The organism is Geodermatophilus sp. SYSU D00879, from assembly GCF_054050375.1.
In genome coordinates this window covers 1-14,819 of record NZ_JBJGZF010000014.1, presented here as the reverse complement: position 1 = coordinate 14,819, position 14,819 = coordinate 1, and the positions used below count along the sequence as shown (strand labels likewise).

The window sequence follows — 14,819 nt, the reverse complement described above, 5'->3', positions numbered from 1 at the left end:
TGCGGCCCCGGGCGTCACGAGGGGATCGGCGTGAACGCCGCGACCATCCCGAACAGGTCCTTGGGGTCGTCCGGCTCGGCGACCAGGTCGATGTCGTCGACCCACGGCGTGCCGGCGACCGCGTCGCGCACGTAGCGCAGCGCCGACAGGTCCTCGATCGCGAAGCCGACGGAGTCGAACAGCGTCACCTGGGCCGCCGAGGTGCGCCCGGCCGCCCGGCCGGTGAGCACCTGCCACAGCTCGGTGACCGGGAAGTCGGCCGGCATCGCCTGGATCTCGCCCTCGATGCGGGTCTGCGGCGGGAACTCGACGAACACCTCGACGTCCTCGCGCAGCAGGATCGTGGGGTCCAGCTCGGTCTTGCCCGGGCAGTCGCCGCCGATGGCGTTGAGGTGCATGCCCGGCTCGATCCACTCGGCCTGCAGCACGGTGGCCCGGGCCTTGTCGGCCGTGCAGGTGGTGACGACGTCCGCGCCGCGCACCGCCTCGTGGCCGGAGGACGCCACGGTCACGTCGAAGCCCAGCGGCTCGAGGTTGCGGACCAGCTTGGCCATCGCGGCCGGGTCGGTGTCCCAGACCGTGACGTCGTTGATGCCGAGGGCCCCGCGCATGCCCAGCGCCTGGAACTCCGACTGGCTGCCGGCGCCGATGAGCGCCAGGCGCCGGGAGTCCGGCCGGGCCAGGAGGCGGGCGACCATCGCCGACGTCGCCGCCGTCCGCAGCGCGGTCAGCAGGGTCATCTCGGCGAGGAAGACCGGGTAGCCGTTGGAGACGTCGGCCAGCGCCCCGAAGGCGCTCACCGTCTGGAAGCCGCGCGCCGGGTTGCTCGGGTGCCCGTTGACGTACTTGAAGGCGTAGGTCTCGCCGTCGCTGGTCGGCATCAGCTCGATCACGCCCCAGGGCGTGTGGCTGCCGACGCGGGCGATCTTGTCGAAGGACTCCCACCGGCGGAAGTCGTCCTCGATGGAGCGGGACATCCCGGCGATGATCCGCTCCGGCCCGGTCTCAGCCGTCCAGCGGACCATGTTGCGCACGTCGACGAACGCGGTCATGCCGGAACGGTATTGCTGGGCGATCTGCACACACAATGAGCGAACGGCGCGCGTTGTGCCCAGACATCGACCACTTCAGCAAGATCAGCTGTACGTTCTGCGCATGGCCGACCTCAGCGACCTCGACCGCCGCCTGCTCTCGGCGCTGCGCGAGGACGGCCGCGCGCCGGTGGCCGAGCTGGCCCGCCGGCTCGGGGTCACCCGGGCCACGGTGACCAGCCACCTGGACCGGCTCGTGGCCGAGGACGTCATCGTCGGGTTCACCGTCCGGGTGCGGGACGAGGCCGCCGCGGGCGGGGTCCGGGCGGTGTCGCTGGTCGAGGTGGAGGGCCGCTCCACCGACGACGTCATCCGGCGGCTGCGCGGCTTCCCGGAGATCGAGTCGATGCACTCGACCAACGGCGCGTGGGACCTCGTCGCCGAGCACCGCACCACCGACCTCGTGGAGTTCGACCGGCTGCTCAACCGGATCCGGTCGGTGCCCGGGGTGATCAACAGCCAGACGAGCCTGCTGCTGACCTCGGTGCTGCGCTGAGGGGGTGCGCGCTGGGGCCCGGGCACGCCCGGGCCCCAGCGCAGCGGTCTCAGGCCCCCGTCAGGGACACGTACGGGAGCGTCACCGGCGCCCCGCGCGTCCAGTCGAGGACGTCGGCCTGCGTGCTGCCCGGCGGCACCAGGACGTCGAGGGCGTTTGGGTCCCTCGTGTCGGTGTCGCGGGCCGCGGTGGCGTCGGTCCACTCCCCCGCGCCGCCGCCGAAGCGGTACTCCTGGATCCACGACGTGCCGCGCTCGGGCGCGGACTGCCAGTAGGCCAGGTCGTAGACCGGCCGGACGTTGCCGACCCCCTCGCCGGTGCCGTCGGCGTGGCTCGCCATGACCAGCGCGTACTCGGCGCCCGCCAGGTCGAGGTCGCCCAGGGCCGAGCGCGGCACCGAGACCACGACCTGCCGGCTCTCCGGGACGGCGGTCAGCGTCGCCCCGCTGACGGTGGTCCCGGCCGCGTCCCGCACCCCGAGGTCGGTGAACCCGTCGGCGGTGACCACGAGGTCGTAGGGCGCGGCGAGCGCGGCGTTGGTGCCGGGCAGCGCCGGCACCGCACCCTCGCCGTCCCCGGCGCGGACGTACACGTCGAACCGCTGCACCGAGATCTGGTTGCCGCCCCAGGGGTTGGTGACCTCGCCGTCCAGGGTCACGACGAAGTTCACCTGCGGCCCGTCGTCGTACACGCCGAACCGGGTGACGTCGAAGGCGCCGGGCACGAAGGCGGCGTTGGTCGGGTAGACGTAGCTGCCGGGGCCGTGGTCGTCACCGGCCGGGTCGTCGACCACGCCGACCGGCGTCCCGACGGCGGTGGAGACGACGGTGCGCCGGACCACGCTCGTGCCGCCGTCCTCCCCGACCGCGACGACGGTGACCGTGTTGCGGCCGGTCGACACCGGCACCGTGGCGGTGAAGGCGCCGTCGACGACCTGCGCCGCCACCGTCTCCCCGCCGGTGGCCACGTGGACCTCCGCGCCGTCGGTCGTGCCGGTGACCTCGACCCGGCCGGCGTCGGTCCGGGCGCCGTCGGCCGGGGCCGTGACGGTGAGCGCCGGCCCCTCGGGCAGGGCGCCGTCGGCGTACCGGTCGGCGACGAGGGCCGGCGTCTCGACCGGCCGGCCGGCGTCGATGGACACCGCCAGCCGGACGAACTGCGCCATCGACCAGGCCAGCGGCGTCGCCGACCCGGTGCCCTCGCCGAAGCGGAAGCCGGCGGCGTCGGGCCGGTCCCAGACCTGCTCGGGGATCATGAGGCCCTCGTTGGCCGCGCCGGCCATGGTGCGCAGGAACGCGTCGGCGCTCCGTCCGGCCGCGAGCTCGTACTCACCGCGCTCCCCGCTCAGCAGCGGCCACAGCCGCCCGACCCCGGTGCCGTCGTACGGGCTGCCGTCGGCCTTCTCGCCGTAGCCGTCGAAGCCGTAGCGGTACCACATGGGCCCGTGCGGGGTGTCCACGCGGATCTCGTCCAGCTCGGGCAGCGAGGCCAGGACGCTCGGGTCGCCGGCCGGCCGGACGCCGAGGCGCACCAGCTCGAGGAAGCCGGCGTCGACCACCTCGCGCTCGGGGTGCCACCCGCCGCCGTTGTTGATCTCCACCCAGTCGTCGCCGTCCGGGTTGCCGTTCGCGTCGATGCGGACGAAGTAGCGCCCGTCGCCGTGGGGGCCGGTCGTGGTGAACGTCCACTCCTCGAGCCGGCGCTGCCAGTCGTCGGCCACGCCGGTGTAGAGGGCCGCGGAGGCCCCGTCACCGTTGCGCCGGGCGATCTCCGCCGCGGTCACCAGCCCGGCGATCTCGGCGGCGATGGTCGAGGGCGAGTAGCCGCCCTCCTCCTCCCACCGCTCCTGCGGCGTCGACGGGCCGCGGGCGACCAGGAAGTCGGCCGACCTCTCCACGTGCTCCCACGTGTCGGCGTCGAACCGGCCGAGCTGCCCGGCGAGGACGAGCGGCAGCGCGACCTCGTCGAGCTGCAGGCTGCCCCAGTACGGCGTCCCGTCGAGCAGGGTGTTCTGCGGGAACGAGCCGTCGGGCCGCTGCTGGACGTCGAACAGGTAGTCCAGCGACCGGTTGGCCGCGGCCTCGTCGCCGGCGGCCAGCTGCGCCGTCGCGACCTGGTAGAGGTCGCGGGCCCACACCAGGTGGTAGCCGCCGACACCGGACTCGTCCGCGTCGATCGCCTGACCCCACGGCACGGTGAGCGAGGCGATGTTCGCGCCCGGGTAGGTCTTGTCCTCGTGCGCCTTGAGCGTCATCAGCGCGACGTCGTACTGCGTCCGCAGCTGCGGGTCGCCGGCCACGCTGGCGGGAGCGGCGTCGAGCGAGGCGAGGTAGCCGGCCCAGCCCTCCTCGTAGGCGTCGCGGACCGCGGGGAACGCCCGGCGCAGGGACCCCTGGGCGGTGGTGAGGGCGTCGGTGCCGGAGGGGCCGAAGCCGAGGGCGATCGTGGCCCGGAGCGTGCGGCTGTTGCCCTGGGTCGCCAGCTGGCCGACCTGGACGACGTTCCCGTCCGGTGACGAGCCGTACGTCCGGTCCAGCCGGTGGTCGTCGCGCAGGTCGGTCCAGCCGTCGCTGACCCCGGAGAAGCCGGTGGAGACGCGGGCGAACGCCGGGGAGGCGACCAGCGCCGAGGCGACGGGGGTGTCCCCGCCGGTGTCCTCGGCGACGAGCGCGCTGCCGACCGTCGAGCCGCTGTCGTGCAGGCCGCTGTTGGCCAGCGACGGGTTGTAGAGGACGTAGGCGGTGTACCGGCCACCGTCGAGGCTGTCGACGCGGACGTCGACGAGCACGGTCGACCGGGCCGGGTCGGTGACGTAGCTCTTGGTGATCCGGTAGCGGCCGTCCCGGTCGGTGTTGACCTGCTGGTAGCTGAGCGCCTGCGGGTCGGCCAGGACCACCTCGTGCGTGGTGGCGTCCCGCTCCAGCTCGGTGAACGTGCTGCCGTCGGTGACCACGAGCTGCAGGTCCTGGACGTTGGCGACGTCGACGCGCGGGTAGTAGACCTCGCTCATCAGGCCGTCGACCAGCGTGTACCAGACCTTCGACTGCTCGGTGACCGCGGTGCCGACGCCGACCTTGGCGCCGCTGGTCCAGGTGGACCCGCCGCCGGGTGCCCCGGGGGCGACGTCCGGGGCGGCGTGCGCCGGCGCGGCGCCGAGGACGCCGGCCGCGAGGACCGCGGCGACGCACGAGCCGAGGGACCTCCTGCGGAACGGGGTCGGGCCCCGCCGTGGACTCCGGCCGGAGCCGGGGATGGGGAGCAGCACGCGCTGACCTCTCTGTCAGGGTGTGATCGGGAGGAGACGCACCGTAGGGGGCGGATCCGGAGAGGTCAAAGCGCGTGCAACACCCGGGTCGCCGTCCGGGCCAGCGGCAGCCCTGCCAGCAGGACGCCGGCGACGAGCACGTAGGTCCAGGGCAGCCCGACGCCGGCCGCGACCAGCCCGAGGACCAGCGCGCCGATCGCCGTCCCCGCGTCGAACGAGGCGTTCCAGAGCGCGCTCGCGGCGGTCGAGCCGCCCTCCCCGGCGCGGGCGAAGGCGGTGACCAGCGTGAGGTTCTGCACCGCGCCGTAGCCCGCCCCGAAGACCGCCGCCCCGACCAGCACGACGGCGTCGCCCGTGACCAGGCCGAGCGCGACGGCGGCCAGCCCGACCGCGCCCGCGACCAGGGCGGCGGGGAGCAGCCGGCGGCTGCCGAGCCGGTCGGCCAGCAGTCCCGCGCGCCAGCGGGTGAGCGCGCCGGTGATGCCGAAGAGGAGCAGCGCGGCCGTCGCGAGGACGCCGTCCGGGCGCTCGATGGGCAGGAAGGTGACCACGCCGCCGCCGGCGAGGGTGACCAGCAGCAGCACCGCCGACGGCGCCAGCGCGGCGCGGGCCGCGGCGCGCGAGGACGTGCCGGCGCCGCCCTCCCAGTGCACCGAGCGGGCCAGCCCGGGCACCAGCGGCAGCGCGAGCACCGGGGAGGCGGCCAGCCACGCCAGCCAGCCGGGGTGCCCGTCGAGCACCAGCGCCACCCCGGCCGGCACCGCCAGCAGGTTGGGCACCGCGATCGCCAGCCCGTAGAGCCCGATCGACTCGCCGCGGCGCTCGGGCGGCGCGGCCTGCGCGGCGAGCACCGCGCCGAGCACGGTGAGCACCGCGAAGCCGGCGCCGCGCACCGCGGACACCGCCGACAGCCACGGGACGCCGTCGCCGAGGGCGTACAGCGGCGCGGGCGCGCCCAGGGCGAACAGGCCGGCGGCGAGGACCGGGCCCAGGCCGAACCGCGCGGTCAGCGCCGGGACGACCGACTGCACCACGATGGTCATCGCCAGGAAGACCGCGGTGACCACCCCGGCGGTGTCGGCCGACGCCCCGCCCGCCACCGCGTACGCCGGCAGCGAGGCCAGGGTCAGGCAGTAGCTGGCGAAGCCGAGCGTCGTCGCGCCCACCAGCGCCCGCATCGCCGGCAGCCGCCACAGCGACACCCGGTCCGTCGTCCCCCTGCTCACACCGCTCCCCTCCGCAGGCGTCGTCGCCCGGCCGCCCAGCATGACCGGGGAACCGGCGGCTCCCGGGTAGGGGGTGTCCGTGCTGCTCACCGTGGGCCACGGCGCCGACGACCGGACCGCCCTCGCCGCCCGGCTGTCCGGTGCCGGGGTGGACCTGGTGGTCGACGTCCGCCGCTTCCCCGGCAGCCGGAGCAACCCCGACGTCCGGCGGGAGGCGCTCGAGGAGTGGCTGCCGGCCGCGCGCATCGGCTACCGGTGGGAGGAGCGGCTCGGCGGGCGGCGCCGGCTGTCCGCGGGCGAGCCGGTGGCCGACGGCTGGTGGACCGTGGCCCAGTTCGCCGCCTACGCCGCGCACACCCGGACCGCCGGCTTCGCGGCCGCGCTCGACGGCGTGCTGGCCGAGGCGGCGCACGCGACGGTCGCGGTGATGTGCAGCGAGGGCGTGTGGTGGCGCTGCCACCGGCGGCTGGTCGCCGACGTCGCCGTCCTCGCCCACGGCGTGCCGGTCACCCACCTCATGCCCGACGGCCGGCTCACCCCGCACGTCCCGGCCGAGGGCGCGGTGCTGGGTGACGACGGCCTCGTCCACTGGCCCGGCTGACCGACGTCCTGGCTCACCGTGACGCGTCCTGGCTCACCACCGACGGTGAGCCAGGACGCAGCACGATCAGGTCACCTGATCATCCGGCGTCAGCCCATGTGCGGGTAGCGGTGGTCGGTCGGCGGTACGAAGGTCTCCTTGATCGACCGGGTCGACGTCCAGCGCTGCAGGTTCTGCGCGGCGCCGGCCTTGTCGTTGGTGCCCGAGGCCCGCCCGCCGCCGAAGGGCTGCTGGCCGACGACGGCGCCGGTCGGCTTGTCGTTGACGTAGAAGTTGCCCGCCGCGAAGCGCAGCTTCCGCTGGGCGTGCGCGATGGCCGCCCGGTCCTGGGCGATGACCGCGCCGGTCAGTGCGTACGGCGCCGCCGACTCCATCTGCGTGAGCACGGCGTCGTAGTCGGCGTCGTCGTAGACGTGCACCGCGAGGATCGGGCCGAAGTACTCGGTGGTGAACACCTCGTGCCCGGGGTCGGTGCCCTGGATGACGGTCGGCCGGACGAAGAAGCCCTCGGAGTCGTCCTTCTGGCCGCCGGCCACGATCGACAGCGCGGGGTCGTCGTCGACCCGGTCGATGACGCCGGACAGCTTGGAGAACGACTTCCGGTCGATGACCGCGCCCATGAAGTTCGAGAAGTCGGTGACGTCGCCCATCGACAGCGACTCGGTGGTGTCGACCAGGTCGTCGCGCAGCCGGGCCCACACCGACCGCGGGACGTAGGCGCGCGAGGCCGCGGAGCACTTCTGCCCCTGGTACTCGAACGCACCCCGGACCAGCGCGGTGCGCAGCACGTCGACGTCGGCCGAGGGATGGGCGACGACGAAGTCCTTGCCGCCGGTCTCGCCGACGACGCGCGGGTAGCCGCGGTAGTTGGCGATGTTCTCGCCCACGGTGCGCCACAGGTGCTGGAACACCGGGGTCGATCCGGTGAAGTGGATGCCGGCGAGGTCGCGGTCGGCGAGCACCACCTCCGACACCGGGATGCCGTCGCCGGGCAGCATGGTGATCACGCCCGGGGGCAGGCCGGCCTCCTCCAGCAGCCGCATGACGAAGTGCGCGGCGAACTGCTGGGTGGGGGCGGGCTTCCAGACGACGGTGTTGCCCATGAGCGCCGGGGCGGTGGGCAGGTTGCCGGCGATCGCGGTGAAGTTGAACGGCGTGACCGCGTAGACGAAGCCCTCCAGCGGCCGGTGGTCGCTCCGGTTCCACACCCCCGGCGAGGACACCGGCTGGGCGGACACGACCTCGCGGGCGAAGTGCACGTTCCAGCGCCAGAAGTCCACCAGCTCGCAGGCGCTGTCGATCTCGGCCTGGTGGGCGGTCTTGGACTGGCCGAGCATGGTCGCGGCGTTCAGCGTCTGCCGCCAGGGCCCGGCGAGCAGGTCGGCGGCCTTGAGGAACACCGCGGCGCGGTCGTCGAGGGACAGGTCGCGCCAGGCGGGGGCGGCGGCCTTCGCGGCGGCCACGGCCTCGGTCGCGTCGGCGTGCGTGGCGTGCGCCGAGGTGCCGAGGACGGCGGCGTGCCGGTGCGGCTGGACGACGTCGAAGCGCTCGCCGCCGGCCATGCGCTGCTTGTCGCCGATGGTCGCCGTCAGCTCCAGCGGCTCGGCGGCCAGCTCGGCCAGGCGGGTCTCGAGCGCGGCCCGCTCGGGCGAGCCGGGCGCGTAGGTGAGCACCGGCTCGTTGCGCGGCGGGGGGACGCGGGTGGTGCCGTCCACGGGGGCCTCCAGGGGGGTGTGTCAGAGACGGCCGTCTCTGCCGGGTCGGGTCAGCGGGAGACGAGGGCGCGGAGGAAGAAGCGGAGGTTCGCCGGGCGCTCGGCCAGCCGGCGGACGAAGTAGCCGTACCAGTCGCGGCCGTAGGGCACGTAGGCGCGCACGCGGGTGCCGGAGGCGGCCAGCCGGCGCTGCTCGTCGACCCGGATGCCGTGCAGCATCTGGACCTCCCACGAGTCGGCGGCACGCCCGTGCTCGGCGGCCAGCCGCTGGGCCAGGTCGATCATCGCCGGGTCGTGGCTGCCGACCATCGGGTAGCCCGGCCCGCGCATGAGCACGCCGAGGCAGCGCGCGTAGGCGGCGTCGACGTCGCGGCGGCCCTGGTGGGCGACCGACGGCGGCTCGTCGTAGGCGCCCTTGACCAGCCGCACCCGCGAGCCCGGCGTGGCCAGCGCCTGCACGTCGTCCTCGGTGCGGTGCAGCGCGGCCTGCAGCACCGCCCCGGTCTGCGGGTGGTCGCGGCGCAGCTCGGCGAGGACGGCGAGGGTGGCGTCGACGGTCGAGGACTCCTCCATGTCGAGGGTGACCGTGGTGCCGATCCGCGCCGCGCACTCGACCACCGGCCGGACCAGCCCCAGCGAGAGGTCCTCCCCGCCGGGCAGCGCCTGCCCGAAGGCGGACAGCTTGACCGACACCTCGGCGCGCGGGCCGAGGTCCAGTGGCCCCAGCGCTTCCAGCAGGGCGAGGTAGGCGTCGCGGGAGGCGCGCGCCTCGGCCGGGTCGGTGACGTCCTCGCCGAGGTGGTCGAGGGTCACCTCGATGCCCTCGCCGGTGAGCCGGCCGACGACGGCGAGGGCGTCGGGCAGCGTCTCGCCGGCCACGAACCGCTCGACCACGCGCCGGGTCACCGGGGTGCCCACGAGCGCGCGGCGCAGCGCCGGGCGGCGGGAGGCCCCCAGCAGCAGGGTCTTCGTGGTGAGCACCGGCCACCTCCGTCGTCGTGACTGGCCTCGAACGCTAGGAGCGCCCGATCGGGTCCACCAGGGACGGACGTACGGACTCCGGACGTCCGGCTTCATACAGTCGTACGGTGCGCGACGACCTGCAGGACGTGGTGGACGAGGTCGCCCGGCTGCTGCACGCCCCGGCCACGCTCGAGGACGTCGACTTCACGCTGCTGGCCTTCGCCGCGCACCCCCTCGACGGCGGCGACACCGCGATGGACGCCGTCCGCACCCGGTCGATCCTCGGCCGCGGCTCCACCCCGGACACCCGCCGCTGGTTCGAGGACCTCGGTATCGCGACCGCGCAGCGGCCGGTGCGCACCCCCGCCGACCCGGCCGCGGGGATCCTCACCCGCCTGCTGCTGCCGGTCCGGCACGGCGGCCGCACCCTCGGCTACCTCTGGCTGCTCGACGGCGGCCGCACCGATCCCGACGACGACGCCGACCCGGACCTGGCCGCGGCGGTCGACCTCGCCGCCCGCGCGGGACGGCTGCTGGCCGGCGGGGACGACGACGGCGACCTCGGCGAGGCCCTGGCCGCGGCGCTCACCGGCACCGCGCCGGCGCGGGAGCGGGCGACGCGCACCCTGACCGCCCGGCTCGGCGCGGACACCCCGCTGGCACTGGTCGCGCTGCGGGGCGCGCTCCACGACGGGCAGCGGCTCCCGCCGGCCGCGGCGGTGCTCGGCGAGGACCGCCGCGAGGTCGCCGTCCTCGTCCGGCTGGCCCGCCCCGGCGACCTGCGCCCGGCCGCGACCACCGCGTCCGCGGCGCTCGCCCGGATGCCCGCCGGCGCGGCCGCGGGGGTGTCCGACCCCGTCGCGGGGCCCGCGGGCCTGCCCGCGTGCTGGGCGCAGGCCGGCACCGCGGCCCGGGTCGCGGCCGTGGCGCCGGGGCTCGCGCCGGTGGCCCGCTGGTCCGAGCTCGGCGGCTGGCGGGCCGCCGCGGCCCTGCCCGCGCCCGACCCGGCGGTCGCGCCGCTGCTCGCCGACCCGGTGCTCGCCGCCACGGCCGAGGCCTACCTCGACGCGGCCGGCAGCGTGGTCCGGACGTCGGCGGCGCTGTCGATCCACCGGCAGACGCTGTACTACCGGCTGGGCCGGATCACCGCGCTGACCGGCCTGGACCTGGCCGACGGCGACACCCGGCTGCTGGTGCACGCCTCGCTGCGCCGCGCCCGGCTGCCCTGACCGCCCGTCTCCCCGAGCCGCTGCCCGGCGGCGGCGAGCACCCGCGGCACCAGCCGGCGGTGCACGGCCGACAGCGACGGCCACAGCAGCCGGCCCTGCAGCCGCTCGTAGGACAGGCACGTGGTCCAGGTGACCCGGCGCCCGGTGGCCTGCACGACCATGTTCGCGCGCAGCGACCGGGACGCGGTCTCCAACCGGATCCAGTCCTCGCCGCGCCCGCCGACCCGCCAGCCGCCCACGGTGTCCGGGGAGCGCCGCGGGTCCAGGCGGAGGGCGAGCAGCCCCCGCCAGATGAACCGCTCCCCCGGGCTCGGGACGTCGCCGAACATCGCCCGCGCCCACCGCTCGGGCGTCGCGGTCACGTCGGTGACCAGGGTGCACCGGTCGGCGTAGTCGATCCGGGGCAGCGAGCAGACCTCCCGGGCGGACGCGGTGATCCCGCGGAGCACGCCGGTGCTGCCGAGCAGGGTCATGGCGGATCCCCTCTCGTATACGGTGCCGTACAGACGACGGTAACGGTTTTATACGGTGGCGTACAGGAGGTGGGCGTGGCGGTCGTGCGCACCCCGCGGGAGCGGTGGGTCGAGCAGGGCCTGCGGGCGCTGGCCGAAGGCGGTCCCGACGCCGTCCGCGTCGAGGTCCTGGCCAAGGACCTCGGGGTGACCAAGGGCGGCTTCTACGGGCACTTCGCCGACCGGGACGCCCTGCTCGAGGCGATGCTCGACACCTGGGAGCGGGAGAGCACCGACGAGGTGCTCGAGCGCGTCGAGCGGGAGGGCGGCGACCCGCGGACCCGCATCGCGCGGGCCGGCGTCCTCACCTTCTCCAGCGACCGCCTGCTCCCCGTCGACCTGGCCGTCCGCGACTGGGCCCGCCGGGACGAGGCGGTCGCCGCGCGCCTGCGCCGGGTCGACGAGCGGCGCATGGGGCTGCTGCGCGAGCTGATCGGCACGTTCTGCGCCGACCCCGACGAGGTGGAGGCGCGCGCCCTGATCGCCTTCTGCCTGGCGATCGGCGAGCACTTCCTCGCCACCGACCACGGCGGGCGCACCCGGGCGCAGGTCCTCGCCCGCGCCGCCGACCTGCTGCTGGACCGCCCGCCGCGGTCCTGACCCGCCGGAGGGGGACTGTTGCGCACTGCACCTTCTCCCCCGCGACGCTGTCCGGGGCGTGACCTACGCTCGAAGGGCTGATGGCTGCGGGAGGAGAGGCGTTGCCTCGAGACGCGGGCGGCGCCGGCGACGTCCTCCGGGACCTGCGCACGGCCACCGCCGTGGAGCACGGACAGGTCGAGGCCACCCTCGACCTCATGGACCCCGCGCTGGACCGCGGCCGGCTGGTCACCGTCCTGGCGCGGCTGCACGCCTTCTGGGCCGCGGCCGAGGCCGGGCTGGACGACTGGGCCGCCCGCCACCCCGCCGACGCCGCCGCCCTCGACTGGGCGCGCCGCCGCCGCACCGGCCTCTACGCCGCCGACCTGGCCGCGCTGGGCGGCTCGCCCGACGCCGGCCGGCCCGACCTGCCCGCCGTCACAGGCACCGACCAGGCGCTGGGCCGGCTGTACGTGATGGAGGGCTCCACCCTCGGCGGCACCTTCATCGACCGCCACCTCGCGGCCCTGCCGGGGCTGCCCCGGCTGCGCTGCTTCAGCCCCTACGGCGAGGACACCGGTGCGATGTGGGCCGCGTTCCGCCGGGTCACGCGGGCGCACGTCGCGGACGCCGGGGACGCCGGGCGGGTGGTCGCCGCGGCCCGGGAGACCTTCGCCGTCCTCGCCGACTGGTGCGCCCCGGCGGCGCAGGGGGCGACCGCGTGACCGACGTCGACGCCACCGCCGGGGCGGACGTCGCGTGGCTGTCGCCGGGTGAGCCGGTCGACCTGGACAACTGCGCCCGCGAGCCGATCCACGTCCCGGGCAGCGTCCAGCCGCGCGGCGTGCTGCTGGCGGTCAGCGAGCCGGACCTGGTCGTCGTCCAGGCGTCGGAGAACCTCGCCGGGCTGACCGGCGTCATCTGGTCCGACGCGCTCGGCCGCCCGCTCGCCGACGTCATCGGGGTGGCGCAGACCGAGGCCGTCGTCCGCTCGGCCAGCGCGTTCGGCGACCTGCGCGAGCGCAACCCGGTGGAGGTCACCCTCGACGTCGACAGCGCCCCCGTGCCGGTGGACGCGATCCTGCACCGGACGGTGCTCGACGGCGCCCGGGACGAGCACGGCCGGGCGGACGACGGCGACGCGCCGCTGACCAACCTCGTCGTGGAGCTCGAGCCCGCGCGCGGGCCGCGGCCGTTCTCCTTCCCGAACACCTACCAGGCGGTGCGCGGGACCGTCGCCGAGCTCAACCGGGCCTCCACGCTGCAGGAGCTCTACGACATCACGGCGCGGGCGATCCGCGCGCTCACCGGCTTCGACCGGGTGATGGTCTACCGCTACGACGCCGACTACAACGGCGAGGTCGTGGCCGAGGCGAAGGCCGCGGACCTCAACCCCTTCCTCGGCCTGCACTACCCGGCCTCGGACATCCCGGCCCAGGCCCGGGCGCTGTACGAGAAGAACTGGATCCGGCTGATCAGCGACGTCGACTACGTCCCCAGCCGCATCCAGCCGGCCGCGCACCCGGCCACCGGCCGGCCGCTGGACCTCACCTACTCGACGCTGCGCAGCGTCTCGCCCATCCACGTCGAGTACCTGCAGAACATGGGCGTGCGCGCCTCCATGTCGATCTCGCTGCTGCGGGACGACCGCCTGTGGGGCCTCATCGCCTGCCACCACTACTCGGGCCCGCACCAGCCGCCCTACGCCACCCGCGCCGCGGCCGAGTTCCTCGGCTCGACGCTGTCGCTGCGCCTGGTCGACCGCACCGCCGAGGACGAGGTGCACCGGGCGCTGCAGGTCCGCTCCACCCTGGCCTGGCTGACCACGGCCACCCTGGACGAGGACCGCGCGCTGGCCGACACGCTGCTCGGCAGCACCAGCCTGCTCGACGTCCTGCCCGCCGACGGCGTGGCCGTCTGCCTACAGGGCAGCCGCGGCACCAAGGGCGCGGAGCTGCCGGACGACGTCGTCGAGCGGGTCGTGGCCTGGGCCGCCGCCCGCGGCGAGGACGTGGTGGCCACCGACGCCCTGCAGCGCGAGGCGCCGGGGCTCGGCGTCCCGGTCGAGGTCGCCTGCGGGGTGCTCGTGCTGCCGCTGCCCGAGGGCCAGTACGTGCTGTGGCACCGGCGCGAGGCCGTGCGGCACGTCGACTGGGGCGGCGACCCGCACAACAAGGCGATCGCCGAGCGGGAGGGCGACGACGTCCGGCTCAGCCCGCGCAAGAGCTTCGACCGCTGGCGGGAGACCGTCCGCGAGCGCTCGCACCCGTGGACGCCGCAGGAGCGTGCCGAGGTGGTGCAGCTGCGCAGCCACCTGCTCGAGGCGCTCTACGCCCGTTCGCGCAGCATCGTCCGCGCCGCCGAGACGCTGCAGCGCAGCCTGCTGTCCGAGCCGCCGCAGCCCAACCACCTGCAGATGGCGGTGCGCTACGTGCCGGCCACCCGCGAGGCCCAGGTCGGCGGCGACTGGTACGACGTCTTCGTCCAGCCCGACGGCTCGACGATGCTGGTCATCGGCGACGTCGTCGGCCACGACGTCCAGGCCGCCGCCTGCATGGCCCAGCTGCGCGGGCTGCTGCGCGGCATCGCCTACGACAGCGGGGACAGCCCCGCGGCGGTGCTCACCCGGCTCGACGCGGCGATCGAGGGACTGCAGCTCGGCGCCATGGCCACCGTGCTGGTCGGCCGGCTCGACCAGACCGGCGCCGCCGGGGTCACCCGCCTGCGGTGGGCCAGCGCCGGCCACCTGCCCCCGCTGGTCTCCACCCCAGACGGCACCAGCGCCCCGCTCGACGGCGGCCGGCCGGGCCTGCTGCTCGGGGTGAGCCCGGAGGCGGTCCGCACCGACGCCGAGGTGGTCCTCGCCCGCGGCTGCACGGTGCTGCTGTTCACCGACGGCCTGGTCGAGCGCCGGGCCGACGGCTTCGACGACGGCGTCGACCGGCTCGCGCAGGCCCTCGCGGAGCTGCGCGACCGGCCGGTCGAGGAGGTCTGCGACGAGGTCCTGGCGCGGATGGTCCCCGACGGCGCCGAGGACGACGTCGCCCTGGTCGCCGTCCGCCTCGCCCCGGAGGAGTAGCCCGGAGGAGTAGCCCCGGAGGAGTGGTCGTGCACTTCCGCGGAGGTGCACCGGGCACCTCCGC

12 protein-coding genes are annotated in these 14,819 nt (G+C 75.6%); 6 read left to right on the top strand and 6 right to left on the bottom strand.

The window, feature by feature from the left end; translation table 11 throughout:
* Positions 1 to 14 precede the first annotated feature (14 nt).
* Positions 15 to 1,052, bottom strand: coding sequence for an ornithine cyclodeaminase (locus ACI79B_RS17045; RefSeq protein ID WP_456925969.1), 1,038 nt, complete (start codon positions 1,050 to 1,052; stop codon positions 15 to 17).
* A 103-nt stretch (positions 1,053 to 1,155) separates the two neighbouring features.
* Between ACI79B_RS17045 and ACI79B_RS17040 the strand changes: the two genes are divergently transcribed.
* Positions 1,156 to 1,587 carry an Lrp/AsnC family transcriptional regulator gene (locus tag ACI79B_RS17040; RefSeq protein ID WP_456925970.1) on the top strand — a complete coding sequence of 144 codons (432 nt, stop codon included), beginning with the start codon at positions 1,156 to 1,158 and terminating at the stop codon, positions 1,585 to 1,587.
* Positions 1,588 to 1,636: 49 nt separating this feature from the next.
* On the opposite strand, the gene ACI79B_RS17035 is transcribed toward ACI79B_RS17040, so the two are convergent.
* Both ACI79B_RS17035 and ACI79B_RS17030 read right to left on the bottom strand, forming a co-directional pair.
* Entirely contained in the window at positions 1,637 to 4,852 is a 3,216-nt protein-coding gene (locus ACI79B_RS17035; protein WP_456925971.1) for a glucan 1,4-alpha-glucosidase, read from the bottom strand.
* A gap of 65 nt (positions 4,853 to 4,917) precedes the next feature.
* Positions 4,918 to 6,078 (bottom strand): MFS transporter, encoded by a 1,161-nt coding sequence (locus tag ACI79B_RS17030; RefSeq protein ID WP_456925972.1) that lies wholly within the window; start codon positions 6,076 to 6,078, stop codon positions 4,918 to 4,920.
* Between the two features lie 79 nt (positions 6,079 to 6,157).
* On the opposite strand from ACI79B_RS17030, the gene ACI79B_RS17025 reads away from it, so the two are divergent.
* Positions 6,158 to 6,679: a DUF488 domain-containing protein gene (locus tag ACI79B_RS17025; protein ID WP_456925973.1), complete on the top strand. Its 522-nt coding sequence runs from the start codon at positions 6,158 to 6,160 to the stop codon at positions 6,677 to 6,679.
* Between the two features lie 89 nt (positions 6,680 to 6,768).
* Here ACI79B_RS17025 and pruA read toward each other — a convergent pair whose 3' ends face one another.
* Together pruA and ACI79B_RS17015 are read right to left on the bottom strand one after the other, a co-directional pair.
* Positions 6,769 to 8,394 carry an L-glutamate gamma-semialdehyde dehydrogenase gene (gene pruA / locus ACI79B_RS17020; RefSeq protein WP_456925974.1) on the bottom strand — a complete coding sequence of 542 codons (1,626 nt, stop codon included), beginning with the start codon at positions 8,392 to 8,394 and terminating at the stop codon, positions 6,769 to 6,771.
* A 50-nt stretch (positions 8,395 to 8,444) separates the two neighbouring features.
* Positions 8,445 to 9,374 (bottom strand): proline dehydrogenase family protein, encoded by a 930-nt coding sequence (locus ACI79B_RS17015; RefSeq protein WP_456925975.1) that lies wholly within the window; start codon positions 9,372 to 9,374, stop codon positions 8,445 to 8,447.
* 107 nt (positions 9,375 to 9,481) lie between these two features.
* On the opposite strand from ACI79B_RS17015, the gene ACI79B_RS17010 reads away from it, so the two are divergent.
* On the top strand, positions 9,482 to 10,585 hold the full coding sequence (locus ACI79B_RS17010; protein WP_456925976.1) for a PucR family transcriptional regulator: 1,104 nt from the start codon (positions 9,482 to 9,484) through the stop codon (positions 10,583 to 10,585).
* Here ACI79B_RS17010 and ACI79B_RS17005 read toward each other — a convergent pair.
* The gene (locus ACI79B_RS17005) at positions 10,483 to 11,058 is read right to left on the bottom strand and encodes a hypothetical protein (RefSeq protein ID WP_456925977.1); all 576 of its coding nucleotides are present in this window, start codon (positions 11,056 to 11,058) and stop codon (positions 10,483 to 10,485) included. The two genes, ACI79B_RS17010 and ACI79B_RS17005, sit on opposite strands and share 103 nt — an antisense overlap.
* Positions 11,059 to 11,133: 75 nt before the next feature.
* Here ACI79B_RS17005 and ACI79B_RS17000 point away from each other — a divergent pair, with 75 nt between their 5' ends.
* From ACI79B_RS17000 to ACI79B_RS16990, 3 genes are all read left to right on the top strand, one after another.
* The gene (locus tag ACI79B_RS17000; protein ID WP_456925978.1) at positions 11,134 to 11,697 is read left to right on the top strand and encodes a TetR/AcrR family transcriptional regulator; all 564 of its coding nucleotides are present in this window, start codon (positions 11,134 to 11,136) and stop codon (positions 11,695 to 11,697) included.
* Positions 11,698 to 11,798: 101 nt separating this feature from the next.
* Entirely contained in the window at positions 11,799 to 12,401 is a 603-nt protein-coding gene (locus tag ACI79B_RS16995) for a biliverdin-producing heme oxygenase (protein WP_456925979.1), read from the top strand.
* Positions 12,398 to 14,755 carry a SpoIIE family protein phosphatase gene (locus tag ACI79B_RS16990; protein WP_456925980.1) on the top strand — a complete coding sequence of 786 codons (2,358 nt, stop codon included), beginning with the start codon at positions 12,398 to 12,400 and terminating at the stop codon, positions 14,753 to 14,755. The genes ACI79B_RS16995 and ACI79B_RS16990 overlap by 4 nt, the downstream gene beginning before the upstream one ends.
* Positions 14,756 to 14,819: the final 64 nt, after the last annotated feature.

Excerpts from the sequence above, each read along its gene's own strand:
- ACI79B_RS17045 (WP_456925969.1), bottom strand. The coding sequence starts at position 1,052 with ATGACCGCGTTCGTCGACGTGCGCAACATGGTCCGCTGGACGGCTGAG.
- ACI79B_RS17040 (WP_456925970.1), top strand. The coding sequence starts at position 1,156 with ATGGCCGACCTCAGCGACCTCGACCGCCGCCTGCTCTCGGCGCTGCGC.
- ACI79B_RS17005 (WP_456925977.1), bottom strand. The coding sequence starts at position 11,058 with ATGACCCTGCTCGGCAGCACCGGCGTGCTCCGCGGGATCACCGCGTCC.